Source organism: Vibrio aerogenes (genome assembly GCF_024346755.1).
GTDB classification, from domain to species: domain Bacteria; phylum Pseudomonadota; class Gammaproteobacteria; order Enterobacterales; family Vibrionaceae; genus Vibrio; species Vibrio aerogenes.
Map to the genome: position 1 here is coordinate 2,542,767 of NZ_AP024861.1, position 16,067 is coordinate 2,558,833.

The window sequence follows — 16,067 nt, forward strand, 5'->3', positions numbered from 1 at the left end:
GATTTGCGGCTATTCTGAAGTAAAAAAATTATTCCTCCCCAAGAAAAGACGGCAAGCCGGGGATTTCATTAAAATAGGAATGTCCGGCTTTGGTCAGCAGCCTTTTATTCAGCAATTTCGTCACCGATTTCTGGACGGCACTTTTCGTCACCCGCTTGCGGCCGGTGAGCTGGACTGCCTGTTCAAAAAAGCTTTGTGTATATACCGGCAGGTTATTACACAGCCGCAGATACACCTGAACATCCAGCGGCCTGAGCTGCCGGGCGATGCCATCAAAATCGCCATCCAGCTTCATCCGCTCCTGCACAATCTCCAAAGCTGCAAACGGGTGAAGCCGCAGGGTAATCAGCTCCGCCATCACCATCCGGAACCAGAACGGTGATTCACCGACTTTACGGAAAACATAAGAAAGCTCAGCCTGCGGATAATCAAGGGCAAATTCGGCAATCAGCAGCGCATAAAAATGATGCACGAAGTCTTCATCCAGCAGCGGAAAATCAATCAACATTGCCGATTGAAAAAACGGCATCGGTTTAATTATACTGCCGCACAGTGATTCCTGCGTATTAAACATCGCGTTGATCCCCCCCCGGCTGCTGCCGGCGAAAATCACACAGGTCTGCGGAAACGAATCAAACTGAGTCCGGAGTGTGCCCTGTATATCCCAAAAACTATCGGCTGTATTCAGATGCTGTACTTCATCAATGACGATCAAAGGACGAAAACCAGCCTGACCCGCTCTGGAGACCAGTTTGCGAAATAAGCTACTGATTTTTTTCAAAGAGGCAGGGCTGACAGACGCAACACTACCGGTTTCAACCGCGCTGTGCAGAATACCAAAGTTAATATCCAGCTTCGTGATTTCCGAAGACAACAATTCCTGAACCGCTTCAATCCCCTTATCATCCAGCGCAGTGAGATAGCGTTGCAGCGTCTCCGTAATCACTTCCTGAGGCGCTTGCGGGTTCTCCCATAAATTGAGATAAACCGGCATGAATTTCAGTTCAACCGCATGAGCACACACATCATGCAACAGAAACGCCGTTTTACCGATCCGCCGGGCGCCGAGCAATACCAGCCGGGAAACCGGGCCGCGGCCCACAGTGGTCAGGTAATGACGAGCCAGCTCAGTGCGTGGATAATGCCAGTTAATGGGTTTCATCGACGGGTATCCTCTGTTGTTTTTTTGTCCTGATTAATAAGCATAGGATAAAAGTATCCATTCGTATACTTTTTGTGGATACTTTTTACACAAAATGAAGCTTCCTGATAAACCTCAATCGCACATAAGCAACCCTGCGATATCAAACAAAATTTTTTAGTGTATAGGATTATCATTATCATTCACAAGGTTTGTATCGTGATTTAATGAACGATATTCAATTTATAAGCATTCATTTCTGTATAGTACTATTTTGTCTTTTTTATGACATATATATCTTATAGATTAGTGCGGCTTTTAAATAAGCATTCGTAAATTTAAAATAAATGAAAAAATAAAATATTTTCAAGGAATATGACCAAATGAAATTCATTCAATTCGCGGCACCGTTATTGTTGTTACCCTCTTTGGCTTTCGCAAACTCATCCACCAGTGTGACAGTTGGCCTTCCGGATACCAATTGTATAAATGAAGCTATAACTTTGGCTACTATCAGGCTCAGTCTGAACCTGACTGATCTTAACGGCAGCTCGGCCAACACGAATACGATCGGTATCTCTGCTTATGACCAGTACGGTCACACCCTAAAAGGCTATGGTTCCATCAGTATTAATGGTAAGTACACAAAGACATTTGAGAAAAATTTCGAATTTGCAAGTTGCGATGAGGTACCCAAATATCTGGTGATCAAAAATGCCCAAGGAGCCACTCATCCTGTTCTGGCGACTGGATATATAACTGTGCGCGAAGAAAGTAACGGTATGGATTTCTACCCCGTCCCACTAAATATCAATCAGGGAAATGCATTCTAAGCTGAATATTGAATAATTATATTAAACAACAATTGTGGTGCTGTTTTTTCAGCACCACTTTTATGAGGGTACCATCAGATGAAATTAACTCACATCGCCGCATCTCTGTTATTATTACCAGCGTTGTCATCGTTTGCTTCTACAGAAACACAATATCTCGATTTATCGGCGAACATCGCAATTCCCAAACCTTACTGTAGCAGTACAACAAAAGCTTTCATTCAGCTTAATTTCCGTAATTCATCAACGATTCCTGCCCATATGGCCCTTCAGTTTACGAATCAAAATGGAGAGCCATATACCTTGATGTTAAAAGATGCACCTGAAGGTATTCAGGATATTCAGCTTGACTCTGAAACGGTGTTACCCATCAATTCAAAGCTCAAAACACTGAGAATGGTATTTTCGGATCAGAACGGAGATAGCTATAATAAATGTAGTGAAATACCATCCATCATTACCGTGATTCATAAAAGTGACGGCGCCCCCCGTGAAGATAATATAGACCCTGTCACGGGTGTCCCATATGCATTTAGCGAAATTAATATCACCGGGTATGTCTCCACGATTTCCCAGGATGCGATCATTCCACTCGAAACAAATTCAGCGAATTTAGTGTTCGATCAATGGAACTACATATGGCCACCACAGTATTGATTTTATCCTGAGTAGCACCAACAAAATACTGAGCTAATCACCGGTATAGTATTCAATTCTCCCGGCACCCGCCGGGAGTTTTTTGCTTAAAATTTGATCTGAAAATCAGAATAAAATACATTGATTACAAGAAAAACCTCTCAGTATATAAAACTATCATTACGTTTCATATAACCCCGAAGCACTTTCATTCACTTGCATTTCAATAATGGAATCAATCAGTTAAATAAAATCAAATTCGCTTTTCCCTGACACATTCCCACAGTAAATTAAAACGGCTTTTAATCCGGTGATTTTAAATCACCACCCATTTTAAAATTGATAAATAAGTTGACTGTAAGGAACCCGTCAGATGAAATTCACTAAATTTGTGGCACCATTATTGTTATTACCTTCTTTGGCTTTTGCGCATTCGACTGAGATGATGTTTAGTGTGCCAGTCCCTGAATGTGGGAGTACTACTGCTAGATTTGACCTTAATCTGTCAAATCTAAGTGATCATGCCGCTAATGTGAAAGTAGAATTTTATAGCAGAAGTGGACAATCAGTAACTCCGGACATTGTTTTAAATAGTAATTACAAAGATTTTATTCCTGGGGAAGAAGTCAGCATTCCAGCAAATAATACCTTTGCCTACCAAGGAAGTTTTTATAATTTAAATAGTTCTCACAACAAGTGCAGTGAATTCCCTGCAATCGTAAAGATCATTAAAGATAAAAACAGTGAAATCATGGCAAATGGCTGGTCTACTCTGGACTCAGGCAACATAATGGCTTATCACGTCAACCAAGGCAAAGCATTCTAAGCCAACTCAACAGCAAACATTCCAGCTCCCGGTACCCGCCGGGAGTTTTTCGTCCTAAGGACAGACTGAACTTCACAATTCAACGCCCACACTTAACGCCAGCCAGACGACCACAACCACACCAACCACCGACCAGATCGCCGGATGACGCCACAGCTGATGGCGCTGATTTTTCAGATAAACAGATAATGGCCTGAGATTCAGGTAGCCGTGCAGCAGTATCAGCGCTACCGCAAAAAAACCAAGATATAAGTGAATATCCTTCAGTTCATGTTTGGTCAGCCCCAGCCACTGCCAATAACCGGAGCCCGGCCCATGCGGTGCCAGAAACAGCACAAAACCGGTGATCGCAATCAATATAAATGACAACAGCAGCATCAACGTCGTATAAGGGCGAAATTTATTGGGATTCATCACCACCTCCATCCGGGCTAACCGGGCTAACGATCCAGCCATATCAATTGATTATATTATAAGCAACTCATTGATAAGAGTGACCCCGGATACAAAACACGATTGACGCATGCTGATTTTTCAAAAATGAAAGCATAAAATCTTCTTTCCTCAAATAAACAGAAGATTAGCGGTTATTCACTGTGTATCACAGCTCATCCGGTGCCAAAATCTCCGCTGAATCACAGAAAAAGTTACGGGATTTTTTTGCTTTCTCAAACGGGCTGTCTATACTCAAAATCTCGCTTGAATGAATGTCATGTTTTTTGCTATATTACTGCCCCTCCTTTGTGCTTTTCCTGTTTTTTTGCAAAAAAATAATCCACTGCTTTTCCCCAAAATCACTCTAAAACAGACCATTTATTGAGCAGACTAATAGTTGAGCTATTTTATCCCTGCTTCACAAATAAATCACAATCCCTTTCAATTCATACAGATAAACTAACAACCAACGTTTCATCACCCAAGTTATCCCCATATTCATTCTATCATTAATTTTTAATCAGATTTCACTCACACACTTATCCACAAATTTAGTGGATAAGTAAATACAGCGCACAAACGGCAAGGGCTACAGAAAAGTAAAGTTTTTTTTATGCTTTTTTTATGCTTTTTTTACGGCGAAAAGATTGACACCGGATAGACAGCCAGTTACTATGCGCCCCGCTTTAGCGATTCCCCCTTAGTTCAGTTGGTAGAACGGCGGACTGTTAATCCGTATGTCGCAGGTTCGAGTCCCGCAGGGGGAGCCATATTTGAGAAAACCGCACTGATTTCAGTGCGGTTTTTTTCGTTTCAGGCGCAACAGATTTTTCTGCCCATCTCCGGCTTTTTCTGGCCATAAAGCATAAAAACCGCATGTTCTGCCGGTTGTTATTCAGCTCACAAATCAGGATAATAACCAGATCATCATAAATATAAGTAGTGTGAGTCATGACCGAATATATTCTGTTGTTAATCGGCACAGTATTGGTCAACAATTTTGTTCTGGTTAAATTTCTTGGATTATGTCCGTTTATGGGTGTATCCAAAAAACTGGAAACGGCCATTGGTATGGGGCTGGCAACCACATTTGTCCTAACCCTTGCTTCTGTGTGTTCCTATCTGGTTGAAAGTTATATTCTGCGGCCCTTTGGCATCGACTATCTGCGTACCATGAGTTTCATCCTGGTGATCGCAGTCGTCGTACAGTTCACTGAAATGGTGGTGCATAAAACCAGCCCGACCCTGTACCGCTTGCTGGGAATCTTCCTGCCCTTAATCACCACCAACTGCGCCGTATTGGGGGTTGCGCTGCTGAACATTAATGAGAACCATAATTTCATCGAGTCGGTGATCTATGGCTTCGGGGCTGCCGTCGGTTTTGCGCTGGTCCTGATCTTGTTTGCATCAATCAGAGAACGAATTCACGTTGCGGATGTGCCCGCTCCGTTTAAAGGCGCATCGATTGCAATGATCACGGCTGGCCTGATGTCGCTGGCTTTCATGGGTTTCACCGGACTGGTTAAAATATAATGAGCGCCATCCTAATCGCAATTATCGCGCTGGTGGCGCTTGCTGCCGTTTTTGGCGCTATCCTTGGGTTTGCATCGGTACGCTTTAAAGTCGAAGGCGACCCGATTGTGGAACAAATCGATGCTATTCTGCCACAAACCCAGTGTGGGCAGTGTGGTTACCCCGGTTGCCGCCCGTATGCGGAAGCCATCGCAAACGGGGACGAAATTAATAAATGCCCGCCCGGTGGTCAGCCCACCATCGAAAAGCTGGCGGACCTGATGGGCGTTGATGTGCCGGAACCGGCGCATGACCTGTCGGATAAAGTCAAACGCGTCGCGTTCATTCACGAAGATATGTGTATCGGTTGCACCAAATGTATTCAGGCTTGTCCGGTCGATGCCATTGTTGGCGGCACCAAAGCGCTGCATACCGTGATTAAAGATGAATGTACCGGTTGCGATCTGTGTGTTGCACCCTGTCCGACGGACTGTATTGAAATGATCCCGGTCACGGCCACACCAGACACCTGGAAGTGGCAGATGAACGCCATTCCGGTGACCAACATCCCGTCAGACACGGCTTTATCCAACCACGGAGCGGATTAAGAACAGAGATGCATTCACTTATCGAACAAATCAAATCAGGCCATATCTGGGATTTTCCCGGCGGGATTCATCCGCCGGAAAATAAAGTCCAGTCGAATAAATGTTCTCCGGCAATGTCACCAATTCCTGCTGAGCTGGTGATTCCGCTGAAACAGCACATTGGAAAACCGGGCGACCTGCTGGTCAAACCGGGGGATACGGTACTGAAAGGTCAGCAGCTGACACAAACCGCATCGCCGGTGATGCTGCCGGTTCATGCTCCGACATCCGGTACTGTCAAGGCCATCGAACAACGCACCATCGCCCATCCCTCCGGACTGACAGAACTCTGTGTGGTGATAACGCCCGATCATCGCGGCAAATGGTGTGACCGAATCGTGATCGAAGATTTTAAAACCTGCCAGCCGGAGCACCTGATTGAAGTCATCCGTCAGGCCGGCATTTCCGGTATGGGCGGCGCCGGGTTCCCGACAGCGAGAAAAATACAGGCCGGGCTGGCCCGGACCGAAGTACTGATGATTAATGCGGCCGAATGTGAGCCCTACATCACTGCCGATGATGTGCTGATGCAGTATTACGCAGAAGAAATTATTCAGGGGATTGAAATTACTGAGCACATTCTCAAGCCTCAGACGGTCATTATCGGTATTGAAGACAACAAACCAGAAGCTATACGGGCTCTGGAAAAAGCGGCTGTGGACAAAGACTATATTATCCGGGTGATCCCAACCAAATACCCTTCCGGTGGTGAAAAACAGCTGATTAAAGTCCTGACGAACAAAGAAGTTCCCGCGGGCAAAATCCCGGCAGATATTGGTATCTCGGTGCAAAACGTCGGCACCATGTATGCAATCCAGCAAGCCATCATCAAAGGCCAGCCACTGATTCATCGTCTGGTGACGCTGACGGGAAATACCTTCCAGCAACCACGCAACGTCTGGGCGCTTATCGGTACGCCGGTTGCGCATCTGCTGAAAGAGTTTGATTACACCGCAGATAAAAAACAGCCCCGCTTAATCATGGGCGGTCCGATGATGGGTTTTACCCTGCCCCATGCGCAGGTGCCGGTGACCAAAACCACCAACTGTATTCTGGCCCCTTCGGTCAAAGAAATTGCGCCACAACAACATGAATTATCCTGTATCCGCTGTGGTCAGTGCGCCGAAGTTTGCCCGGTCTCTTTACTGCCGCAACAACTCTACTGGCACAGTAAAGCCGAAGAATACGATAAATGTCAGGAACTGAATTTAAAAGACTGTATTGAGTGTGGCGCGTGCGCCTATGTTTGTCCCAGCCACATTCCGCTGGTGCAGTACTACCGTCAGGCAAAAGCTGAAATCAAAACACGTGATAATGATGCCGCGGCGGCTGAACGGGCACGTCTCCGGTTTGAAGCCAAACAAGCCCGGCATGAGCGGGAGAAACAGGAAAGAGAGCAACGCTTTAAAAAAGCTGCGGATAACCGCCGTCAGGAAATGGTCAGGCAGCAAGGGGGGCAGGATGCAATTCAGGCCGCCATTGAACGGGTGAAAGCTCAAAAACAACCGGAGCAACCAGACAGTCAGGCAGTCAAACCTGCTGTTGCCGCTGCGATTGCCCGCGCCAAAGCGAAGCAGGAAGCAGCCCGCCAGGCGGGTGCATCTGAGCCGGATAATCAGGAAATGATGCGCCTGCGTGAAGAACGCAAGCAGCAGGCCCGGGAAAGAAAAGCCGCCAGAACCGGGGCCGAAGCCACAGCAACCACCGCATCTCAGGCCGCCCCTGAAGATAAAAAAGCCGCCGTCGCTGCCGCCATTGCCCGCGCCAAAGCGCGCAAGGCGCAGCAACAAGCTGAAACTCAGAACACCGCCGCAGACACACCGGCAGCACCCGTGCAAGCAAACGCTAAAAGCGATGCTGCAATTGACGCTGAAACCGGCGCTGAAACCAAAGCCGATGCGCAAGACCCGAAAAAAGCCGCCGTCGCTGCTGCGATTGCCCGCGCCAAAGCGCGCAAGGCCCAGCAACAGGCTGAAGCTCAGGACACCGCCGCGGACACACCGGCAGCACCCGCGCAAACAGACGCTGAAAGCGATGCTGCAATTGACGCTGAAACCGCCCCTGAAAACAAAGCCGATGCGCAAGACCCGAAAAAAGCCGCCGTCGCGGCTGCGATTGCCCGCGCCAAAGCGCGCAAGGCGCAGCAACAGGCTGAAGCTCAGGACACCGCCGCGGACACACCGGCAGCACCCGCGCAAACAGACGCTGCAACCAATGCTGCAATTGACGCTGAAACTGCCCCTGAAAGCAAAGCCGATGCGCAAGACCCGAAAAAAGCCGCCGTCGCGGCTGCGATTGCCCGCGCCAAAGCGCGCAAGGCGCAGCAACAGGCTGAAGCAGAACGCAAGGAGAAACCATAGTGGCCTTTTTTATTGCCAGTTCACCCCATGTCCATCAGAAACGCAGTACCTCTGATTTGATGAAGTGGGTGATGATTGCGGCCTGCCCCGGATTGATAGCTCAAATCTGGTTTTTCGGCTGGGGAACACTCATTCAGCTTGTACTGGGCCTGTTACTGGCCGTCCTGCTGGAAGGCGTGGTCATGAAGCTGCGCAAGCGCCCGGTGGGTGCTGCAATTGACGACTACAGCGGTCTGGTTACCGCCTGGCTGCTGGCGGTCGCAATTCCGCCGCTGGCGCCCTGGTGGGTTCTGTTCACCGGCATGTTCTTTGCGATTATTATTGCCAAACAGCTTTACGGTGGGATGGGACAAAATCCGTTCAACCCGGCGATGATTGGCTATGTCGTGCTGTTGATCTCTTTCCCGCTGCAAATGACCAGCTGGATGCCACCCCATTCACTGATGGGTGACCCACAGTCATTCCGCGATGCGTTGCATGTCATTTTTACCGGCTTTAACACACACGGCCAGTCGCTGCAACAGGTCCGGGACAGCATTGACGGCGTCACCATGGCGACGCCGCTGGATGCGGTAAAAACCACGATTCGGGCAGGAGGCACCGCCGCTGAAGCTGTGCGGCAAAAACAGTTCGGACTGGTCGCCGGCCTCGGCTGGGAAATGATCAACCTGGCTTATCTGCTGGGCGGATTACTGCTGATCAGGCTTCGCATTATCCAGTGGTATATTCCGGTTGCATTTTTAGGCGGTCTGCTGGTGATGAGTCTTACCGGACGTCTGATTTCTCCGGAAACCGTCGCGTCTCCGCTGATGCATCTGTTTTCCGGGGCGACCATGCTGGGGGCATTCTTCATTGCGACCGATCCGGTCAGTGCATCCACAACAGTCAAGGGCCGCTTGATCTTCGGTGCCTTCATTGGGGTGATGGTGGTGATTATCCGTACCTGGGGCGGCTATCCGGATGGTGTGGCATTTGCTGTCCTGCTTGCCAATATGTGCGTACCGCTGATTGATTATTACACCAAGCCCCGAACTTACGGTCATTAAGGAGTGTTCTCATGTTGACGGCTATCCGTAATAACGGCCTTATTCTTGCTGTGTTTGCCTGTTTGTCTACCGGGCTGGTTGCACTGACTTACGCACTGACTGCGTCACGGATTCAGGTGCAGGAAGACGCGCAGCTGATGTCGGTGCTCAATCAGGTCATTCCGCCCACAGCGCATGATAACGATTTACACAAAGCCTGTGTGCTGGTCACGCAGCCCTGGCTGACCAATCAGCCGCCATTCCATGCTTATGTTGCAAAAAAACAGGGCAAACCCAACGGGCTGGCGATTGAAACCGTTGCACCAGATGGCTATAACGGCGCGATCAAACTGATTGCCGGTATCGATAATCAGGGTGTCATCACAGGTGTCCGGGTGCTGGCGCATCATGAAACACCCGGCCTCGGTGACCGGATTGACTTACGGATCACTGACTGGATTCTCGGCTTTACCGGTAAACAGGTCACGCCTGAAAACGAATCAAACTGGCAGGTCCGAAAAGATGGTGGCGGGTTTGACCAGTTTACCGGCGCGACGATCACCCCGCGGGCGGTTGTGAAAGCCGTGAAGAAAATCACGCAGTTTGTTGATCAAAACCGCGAAGCCATTTATCGTCAACCTTACCAATGTCAGGGAGAATCGAGATGAATCCGGAAACCAAAGCCCTAAACCGAAAGCTGATGAAAGACGGTTTGTGGTCAAATAACCCGGCACTGGTTCAGTTGCTGGGGCTGTGCCCGCTTCTGGCCGTGTCTTCGACCATCACCAATGCACTCGGATTAGGCATTGCCACCATGATGGTACTGATTGGCTCAAATGTTACAGTCTCTCTGGTACGGGATTATGTACCGAAGGAAGTGCGGATCCCGGTATTTGTGATGATTATTGCAGCACTGGTCACCTGTGTTCAGCTGTTGATGAATGCTTTTGCCTACGGTTTATATCTGTCACTGGGCATTTTTATTCCGTTGATTGTCACGAACTGTATCATCATTGGCCGTGCAGAAGCGTTTGCTTCAAAAAACCAGGTGGTCCCCGCCATGCTGGACGGGATCTGGATGGGCATGGGTATGACCAGTGCACTGACCGTTTTAGGCGCAATCCGTGAATTACTCGGTAAAGGGACGCTGTTTGACGGCGCGGATTTGCTGCTGGGTGAGTGGGCGAAAGTGCTGCGGATTGAAGTGGTCCATATTGATAACAGCTTCCTGCTGGCACTGCTGCCACCGGGCGCATTTATCTGTGTCGGGTTCCTGATCGCACTGAAATATGTGATCGATCGCTTTATTGCTGCACGGCAGCCGGAACCAGACAAACCCGTCATTGAACGGGCGCGGGTGACCAAAGTTTCCCAGTAAAAAAAGTTTCTCAGTAAAAAATAGAAAATGAAGCGTAAACCAGAACCAGAACAACAAAAATAACATAGGCCCGACTCTCAGTCAGGGCCTGCAGAAGCAAACATTGAGCAGCCGGAAGTCTTATGAACAATCAAAAACGTGTCGAAATTTTAACGCGCCTGCGGGAACAGAACCCGCATCCGCAAACTGAACTGGAATGGCGCAGTCCGTTTGAGCTGCTTATTTCTGTCCTTCTGTCTGCGCAGGCAACCGATGTCAGTGTCAATAAAGCCACGGCGAAGCTGTATCCGGTCGCCAACACCCCACAGGCGATATTGGATCTGGGCGTTGAAGGCGTAAAAGAATATATCAAAACCATTGGCCTGTTTAATTCCAAAGCAGAAAATGTCATCAAAACCTGCCGGATACTGATTGAGAAGCATAATGGTGAAGTACCGGAAGACAGAGCGGCTCTGGAGGCACTGCCCGGTGTCGGCAGAAAAACCGCCAACGTCGTGCTCAACACCGCATTCGGCTGGCCAACGATAGCCGTCGATACCCATATTTTCCGTGTCTCGAACCGCACCAAATTTGCGATGGGAAAAAATGTCGATGAAGTCGAGCAGAAGCTGCTCAAAGTCGTCCCCAAAGAATTCAAAGTTGATGTGCACCACTGGCTGATTCTGCATGGCCGCTACACCTGCGTGGCCCGTAAACCGCGCTGCGGCAGCTGCATTATTGAAGATTTATGTGAATTTAAAGAGAAACTCAGTGATTAAGAAATCTTGCTCTCATTGTATCCGGGTAGCCTGACGATTCAGGTTACCCGGTTCGAGACCGTTCATATTTCTGTGTTGCGATCATTTTCACAAATCCAGATGCTTATTCAGCCGGGCTGGTAAATATCTCAGTTATATGTATTAAACAGTCTATCACCTGTATCTGGTCCCATTCCAGCTGAAATGAATTGCACCTTTGCTCCTTCATACTTGTTATTTGATACTCGTACAGTGTATAAATCGTAGCCCTCAAATAGCTCAGTCGAAGAACTTGGGATCACTGTTGTAGCAAGTTTTATAGAGTTAACGTCTGGGATTTGGTCTATCAGACCAAAAACACTTTTACCAGAATTTATTACTGCATCAACAATGATGACATCTTTGTCCTTAGTAAGCTCGAGGTCTTCGCTAGAAACCTTATCATCATTGACGAAAATTATTGAGACATTGCTTCCTAGCTGTTCAAGCTTGTCTGCAATGCCAATACCAAAACATAAACCTGCCCGCATTAAAATCAGTACAGCATAGTTTTTTTGTTGATTTGAAGATTTTGATATTGGCTCTGCGATGATCTCTCCTAACTGACAATGTGCAGTTCGAAGTTTATAGCCCATCGACATTGAACTGCTTTTACAAATCTCAATCAGTTGTTCGACTTCATGGTTTTGGCAGTTTTTATTTAATATATACATAATTATACTTCTTCTAGTTCATAGAATTTTTAAGGTTATAAGACACTCCAACATCAAAAATTTGTTTAATATTTGTACACACCACTCCAGCTAAATAAGATTCCACAGCTTTGTTTAATTTTTCGTGGGCAATCAAATACCCTTGATTTGCTGCTTCTAACATTGGAATGTCAATCATCGAATCACCAATCGCAACTACGTGTTTGCCTTTTTCTCTTAGTAAATTCGCTATTTCTTTCTTGAACAATGGAGTGACAAGATATTCAATTTCTGAGTTACATGTATTGCCTAACAAAACATCAAAAATTTCATATTCTTCATTAACTAAACTCCAAATATCGAATACACCTGACGTAATACCTACAACAGCAGAGTCTTTCTGATTCGCTAAATAGTCAAATACACTCTGGCTCAGGTTTATCTTTTGCAAAGTTTGAGTAGCTGATTCTCCCACTTTTATAGGATTTTGTTTTTTGTATAGATTCCATACCTTAAAAAATTGATATGAGGTATACCTGTCATTTCGAAATACAGATTTTAACTCTTCTTTTTTTATCCCTAAATATCTACAAAAATCATAAGTCCCATCATTAATTGAAACTGTCTTATCACAGTCAACAAGGATAACCTTATTTGATTTTTCCAGTAAACTTTTATGTTTGTTATAAAAATTTAGCGCTAAGGTTTGATTACAAAGCTTTGAGGAATAAAATTCAAACCAGAAATAAATAAATTTAATACTAGACTTAGTATCTTCATCTAAGATCACTAGTTCTTTTCTGTGATTTTTACATATTTTATCTAATTCACATTTTTCATAATTTTTCCAATTTCGAACTTGTTCTACAGTAATATTTAAATTTCTTTTATCTCTTGTGCTTTTTTTTGAAAAATCCACAATCATTTCTGATGGAGTATCCAAATAGAAGAAGTGGTCGTAAACATTTTCATCCTGTTCAGTGAAGACTACTTTGTGAGAATAACCATCTATAAAAGAATAATGACCATCTACTAGCACGAGATCGTATTCCGAATCTTTTTCACTCACGATCTCTGTAAATTTTTCTCGTAATACTTTTTTTCTTGATTCTTCGAGACTTTTAAAGGATTGCTGGAACATATCTTGAGCAAGAGTATTTAATGTCTTTGAACCCTCAATATGAATAACAGTTAACAGCGTTGTTTCCTTTAAATAGGCTATTACATTTTTGATTAAATAATCTTTACCAGATCTAGATACCCCATAGATAGCTAACTTCATCATCTAATCTCAACATATTTGTCGTAGTAACATTCACCGTCCTCTAGAGACTTCATTTTACCCATTTGAAACTCTAAATTTTCAAGATCCATATCGAATGCACCATAATTGTAATTTTCATTTCCATAAAACCTGCCACACGGATAAATACCACGTTTAGTGATAAAAATATTGGTTCGACCAACTCCGCAGAGTGTGCCATACATCGTACAGTCATATTTCTTTTTGTTATTTTCATCAAGTTGACGTACTTCGAACTGGCTACCTCTAAAATATTCAAGCAAAGATTGATATTGGTCCTTTGATATTGTCATACTTAGATCATGAGAATCAAAAAGACGTGAGAACGTGACATCCTTAAAATTGTTATCTTCAAGGTATGCTCTGAGTTTAGTTTTATTCAAAATGGTTTGGCTATGCACTGTACAGTTTATAGGTGGCTTATATCCAAATTTAGACTCATACTCTTTCACTCCATTAAAAACGACATTATATTTCTCTCGACCTAAATTATGAAGCTCTTCATAACCATCCAATGAGAAGCACATTTTTATCGCATTTTTGTGCTCCAAGAAAAAATTTAACATTTTATCTTTTAATATAGTTCCATTTGTAATGGTATAAAATGCTAATCGATCTAGATTATTATTCTTTACATACTCGATAAGGCCAACAATTTTTCTATATTGTAATGTAGGCTCACCAGAACCAACTATCCCAATTTTGAAAATACTTAAATTATTAGTTTTTGCATAATCATTTAGGTTTTTTGCTATTTTTATTAATTCATCAGTAGTAAATTCTTGTGGTATTCCACTTAACTTGCCATTGTTTTCATTATGAAAATGGCAGTAAGCACATTTTAAGTTACATTTCTCTCCAAGAGATATACAAGCTCGATCAATCACTTCAACTTTCCTTTGAACAGTTCAAATATCTCACTACTTTTCGGATTGTTAGCATCTAAATAGTCAATTGCTGTTTTGTTATTTCTACACCGAATCATCAAATCAGTTCTTTCAATTAGCACTCTGACCATTTTTATATCGTGCTTAATACACGCTTTCATCAAAGGTGTGCAACCGTTATTATCTTGTTGATTTGTAGACAAAAAGTAATCTGCCGCTTGTAGAAACCCGCTCCACGCAGCAATCATTAGAGGTGTATTGCCAACATTCTTACCTCCACTCCCATAGTCAAGATCGGCGCCGTTTTCGCCCAACAGCTTTATTATTTCCAATTTTTTAATCTGTGTTGCGTGATGGATAGCTGAGAATCGGTATTTGTGTTTATCCCTTACATCAAGGTTGATTTCTTTTAATGTGAGAAGGTATTTGAGCATCGGTAGGTCACGATTTCTTACAGCACAAATCAATGGTGTTAAGCCACTATCAGGACTATGAAAATTGACATCAACGCCCCGCATATCAAAATCCATAGCTTGTTGAAGTTTCATTGATTTGACTAAAGAGCCAAACTCTATAGAGCGCACAACATCATAATCGTTGTCTGAGGTATGGAACTTCTCTATGTAAATCTTGGGAGTTATTGCTGTGAGATTTCTTGGTTCTCTGGTCAAGAACTGAAAGTAGATATCATCACTTAGTAAATATACATCATCGTAAGGGCAAGCTTTCGCTCGCTTGATTGCTACATCAGCGATCTTTTCATCATTGTTTCCATCTGTTTTGATGCTTTTTTCTATACAAAATTTTACTTGCTTCTCAGTAATGGATTTCATTATCAACCAAGCTTTTTGTTTTGCAGAAGAGTTGCCTCGGTCTTTCAGATTATTCAATTCCGAAACGACTACTTCTGGAATCACGATTTCTTCAAAGAATTCTTCAAGTTCATCAATGATCGATGGTCTTTTGATCAACGCCGAGGTATCAACAACGATAACCTTTCTCTTGATTGAAGTATTACCGACTAACTCATCAGTCGAAGTTTTGAATATTTTCGATAGTTTTAGTAGTTGAGACGAAGACGGCTCGTTTTTCCCGTTTTCCCAATTTGATATCACTGGTCTGGTAACGTTAAGTTGCTCAGCAAGTTCTTTTTGAGACAGCTTTTGTTCATCTCTAAATGTTTTGATGTTCTTTCCGATTAGCTCTGTCAGCATAATTTACACTCATATCCTTTTATTATGCAATCACAATCTCATGTGTATTGAAACATATCAGGACGTTAACGGAGACACAAGAAACAGGTTACTAATGTATAAATACTTTACAGCGCGTAACGATACGTAACACTCATTCTGTGTGAGCTATCTATGGTGATTTCTGGGGGGTGAGTAAGAGATCTTGCTCTCATTGCATCCGGGTAGCCTGACGATTCAGGTTACCCGGTTCTGTACTTAACGTTTAGGCGCAGGAAAATGATAAATCAGGCCGACAAACCGACTTTCACCTGCAACCTGAGCGCTCCGGATATTTCATGTGTGTTCAATCACATATAGATACATTCGCAACATTTTCTTTACACAACAAACTACACTAAAACATATATGCAGCACGTTTATGCCAATAAGAAAGATATTCGTATCCGGAGAACCTTCGGG

16 protein-coding genes and 1 tRNA gene are annotated in these 16,067 nt (G+C 44.6%); 11 read left to right on the plus strand and 6 right to left on the minus strand.

Annotation, left to right across the window (positions count from 1 at the left end; genetic code table 11):
• Nucleotides 1-28 precede the first annotated feature (28 nt).
• Nucleotides 29-1,162: an ATP-binding protein gene (locus OCV29_RS11305; protein ID WP_073605309.1), complete on the minus strand. Its 1,134-nt coding sequence runs from the start codon at nucleotides 1,160-1,162 to the stop codon at nucleotides 29-31.
• 362 nt (nucleotides 1,163-1,524) lie between these two features.
• On the opposite strand from OCV29_RS11305, the gene OCV29_RS11310 reads away from it, so the two are divergent.
• The 3 genes from OCV29_RS11310 to OCV29_RS11320 all read left to right on the plus strand — a co-directional run bounded on the left by OCV29_RS11310 (nucleotide 1,525) and on the right by OCV29_RS11320 (nucleotide 3,436).
• A complete protein-coding gene (locus OCV29_RS11310) occupies nucleotides 1,525-1,974 on the plus strand; it encodes a hypothetical protein (protein WP_073605308.1) in 450 nt (149 codons plus the stop codon).
• 78 nt (nucleotides 1,975-2,052) lie between these two features.
• Nucleotides 2,053-2,631: a hypothetical protein gene (locus OCV29_RS11315; protein WP_073605307.1), complete on the plus strand. Its 579-nt coding sequence runs from the start codon at nucleotides 2,053-2,055 to the stop codon at nucleotides 2,629-2,631.
• A 352-nt stretch (nucleotides 2,632-2,983) separates the two neighbouring features.
• Complete coding sequence (locus tag OCV29_RS11320; protein ID WP_073605306.1) at nucleotides 2,984-3,436, plus strand: hypothetical protein; 453 nt, start codon at nucleotides 2,984-2,986, stop codon at nucleotides 3,434-3,436.
• A gap of 72 nt (nucleotides 3,437-3,508) precedes the next feature.
• Here the strand turns inward: OCV29_RS11320 and OCV29_RS11325 are convergent, their stop codons facing one another.
• On the minus strand, nucleotides 3,509-3,892 hold the full coding sequence (locus tag OCV29_RS11325; RefSeq protein ID WP_073605305.1) for a DUF4405 domain-containing protein: 384 nt from the start codon (nucleotides 3,890-3,892) through the stop codon (nucleotides 3,509-3,511).
• A 673-nt stretch (nucleotides 3,893-4,565) separates the two neighbouring features.
• Between OCV29_RS11325 and OCV29_RS11330 the strand changes: the two genes are divergently transcribed.
• The 8 genes from OCV29_RS11330 to nth all read left to right on the plus strand — a co-directional run bounded on the left by OCV29_RS11330 (nucleotide 4,566) and on the right by nth (nucleotide 11,551).
• Nucleotides 4,566-4,641: transfer RNA gene (locus tag OCV29_RS11330), tRNA-Asn, on the plus strand.
• Nucleotides 4,642-4,822: 181 nt separating this feature from the next.
• Nucleotides 4,823-5,404, plus strand: coding sequence for an electron transport complex subunit RsxA (gene rsxA, locus OCV29_RS11335; protein ID WP_073584425.1), 582 nt, complete (start codon nucleotides 4,823-4,825; stop codon nucleotides 5,402-5,404).
• Nucleotides 5,404-5,991 carry an electron transport complex subunit RsxB gene (gene rsxB, locus OCV29_RS11340; protein WP_073605304.1) on the plus strand — a complete coding sequence of 196 codons (588 nt, stop codon included), beginning with the start codon at nucleotides 5,404-5,406 and terminating at the stop codon, nucleotides 5,989-5,991. The genes rsxA and rsxB overlap by 1 nt, the downstream gene beginning before the upstream one ends.
• 8 nt (nucleotides 5,992-5,999) lie before the next feature.
• On the plus strand, nucleotides 6,000-8,390 hold the full coding sequence (gene rsxC / locus OCV29_RS11345; RefSeq protein WP_073605303.1) for an electron transport complex subunit RsxC: 2,391 nt from the start codon (nucleotides 6,000-6,002) through the stop codon (nucleotides 8,388-8,390).
• On the plus strand, nucleotides 8,390-9,436 hold the full coding sequence (rsxD, locus tag OCV29_RS11350) for an electron transport complex subunit RsxD (RefSeq protein WP_073605302.1): 1,047 nt from the start codon (nucleotides 8,390-8,392) through the stop codon (nucleotides 9,434-9,436). The genes rsxC and rsxD overlap by 1 nt, the downstream gene beginning before the upstream one ends.
• 11 nt (nucleotides 9,437-9,447) lie before the next feature.
• Nucleotides 9,448-10,083, plus strand: a complete 636-nt coding sequence (rsxG, locus tag OCV29_RS11355) for an electron transport complex subunit RsxG (protein ID WP_073605301.1) — start codon at nucleotides 9,448-9,450, stop codon at nucleotides 10,081-10,083.
• Nucleotides 10,080-10,793 carry an electron transport complex subunit E gene (locus OCV29_RS11360; protein ID WP_073605300.1) on the plus strand — a complete coding sequence of 238 codons (714 nt, stop codon included), beginning with the start codon at nucleotides 10,080-10,082 and terminating at the stop codon, nucleotides 10,791-10,793. The genes rsxG and OCV29_RS11360 overlap by 4 nt, the downstream gene beginning before the upstream one ends.
• Before the next feature lie 122 nt (nucleotides 10,794-10,915).
• Nucleotides 10,916-11,551: an endonuclease III gene (nth, locus tag OCV29_RS11365; protein ID WP_073605299.1), complete on the plus strand. Its 636-nt coding sequence runs from the start codon at nucleotides 10,916-10,918 to the stop codon at nucleotides 11,549-11,551.
• A 128-nt stretch (nucleotides 11,552-11,679) separates the two neighbouring features.
• Here nth and OCV29_RS11370 read toward each other — a convergent pair whose 3' ends face one another.
• From OCV29_RS11370 to OCV29_RS11385, 4 genes are read right to left on the minus strand one after another with little or no spacing between them, the layout of a single operon-like run.
• The gene (locus tag OCV29_RS11370; protein WP_073605298.1) at nucleotides 11,680-12,243 is read right to left on the minus strand and encodes a uracil phosphoribosyltransferase; all 564 of its coding nucleotides are present in this window, start codon (nucleotides 12,241-12,243) and stop codon (nucleotides 11,680-11,682) included.
• 13 nt (nucleotides 12,244-12,256) lie between these two features.
• Nucleotides 12,257-13,507, minus strand: coding sequence for a haloacid dehalogenase-like hydrolase (locus OCV29_RS11375; protein ID WP_073605297.1), 1,251 nt, complete (start codon nucleotides 13,505-13,507; stop codon nucleotides 12,257-12,259).
• Nucleotides 13,504-14,412, minus strand: a complete 909-nt coding sequence (locus OCV29_RS11380; protein ID WP_073605296.1) for a radical SAM protein — start codon at nucleotides 14,410-14,412, stop codon at nucleotides 13,504-13,506. The genes OCV29_RS11375 and OCV29_RS11380 overlap by 4 nt, the downstream gene beginning before the upstream one ends.
• Nucleotides 14,409-15,626, minus strand: coding sequence for an ankyrin repeat domain-containing protein (locus tag OCV29_RS11385; protein ID WP_073605295.1), 1,218 nt, complete (start codon nucleotides 15,624-15,626; stop codon nucleotides 14,409-14,411). Before OCV29_RS11385 ends, OCV29_RS11380 begins: the two co-directional genes overlap by 4 nt.
• Nucleotides 15,627-16,067 lie beyond the last annotated feature (441 nt).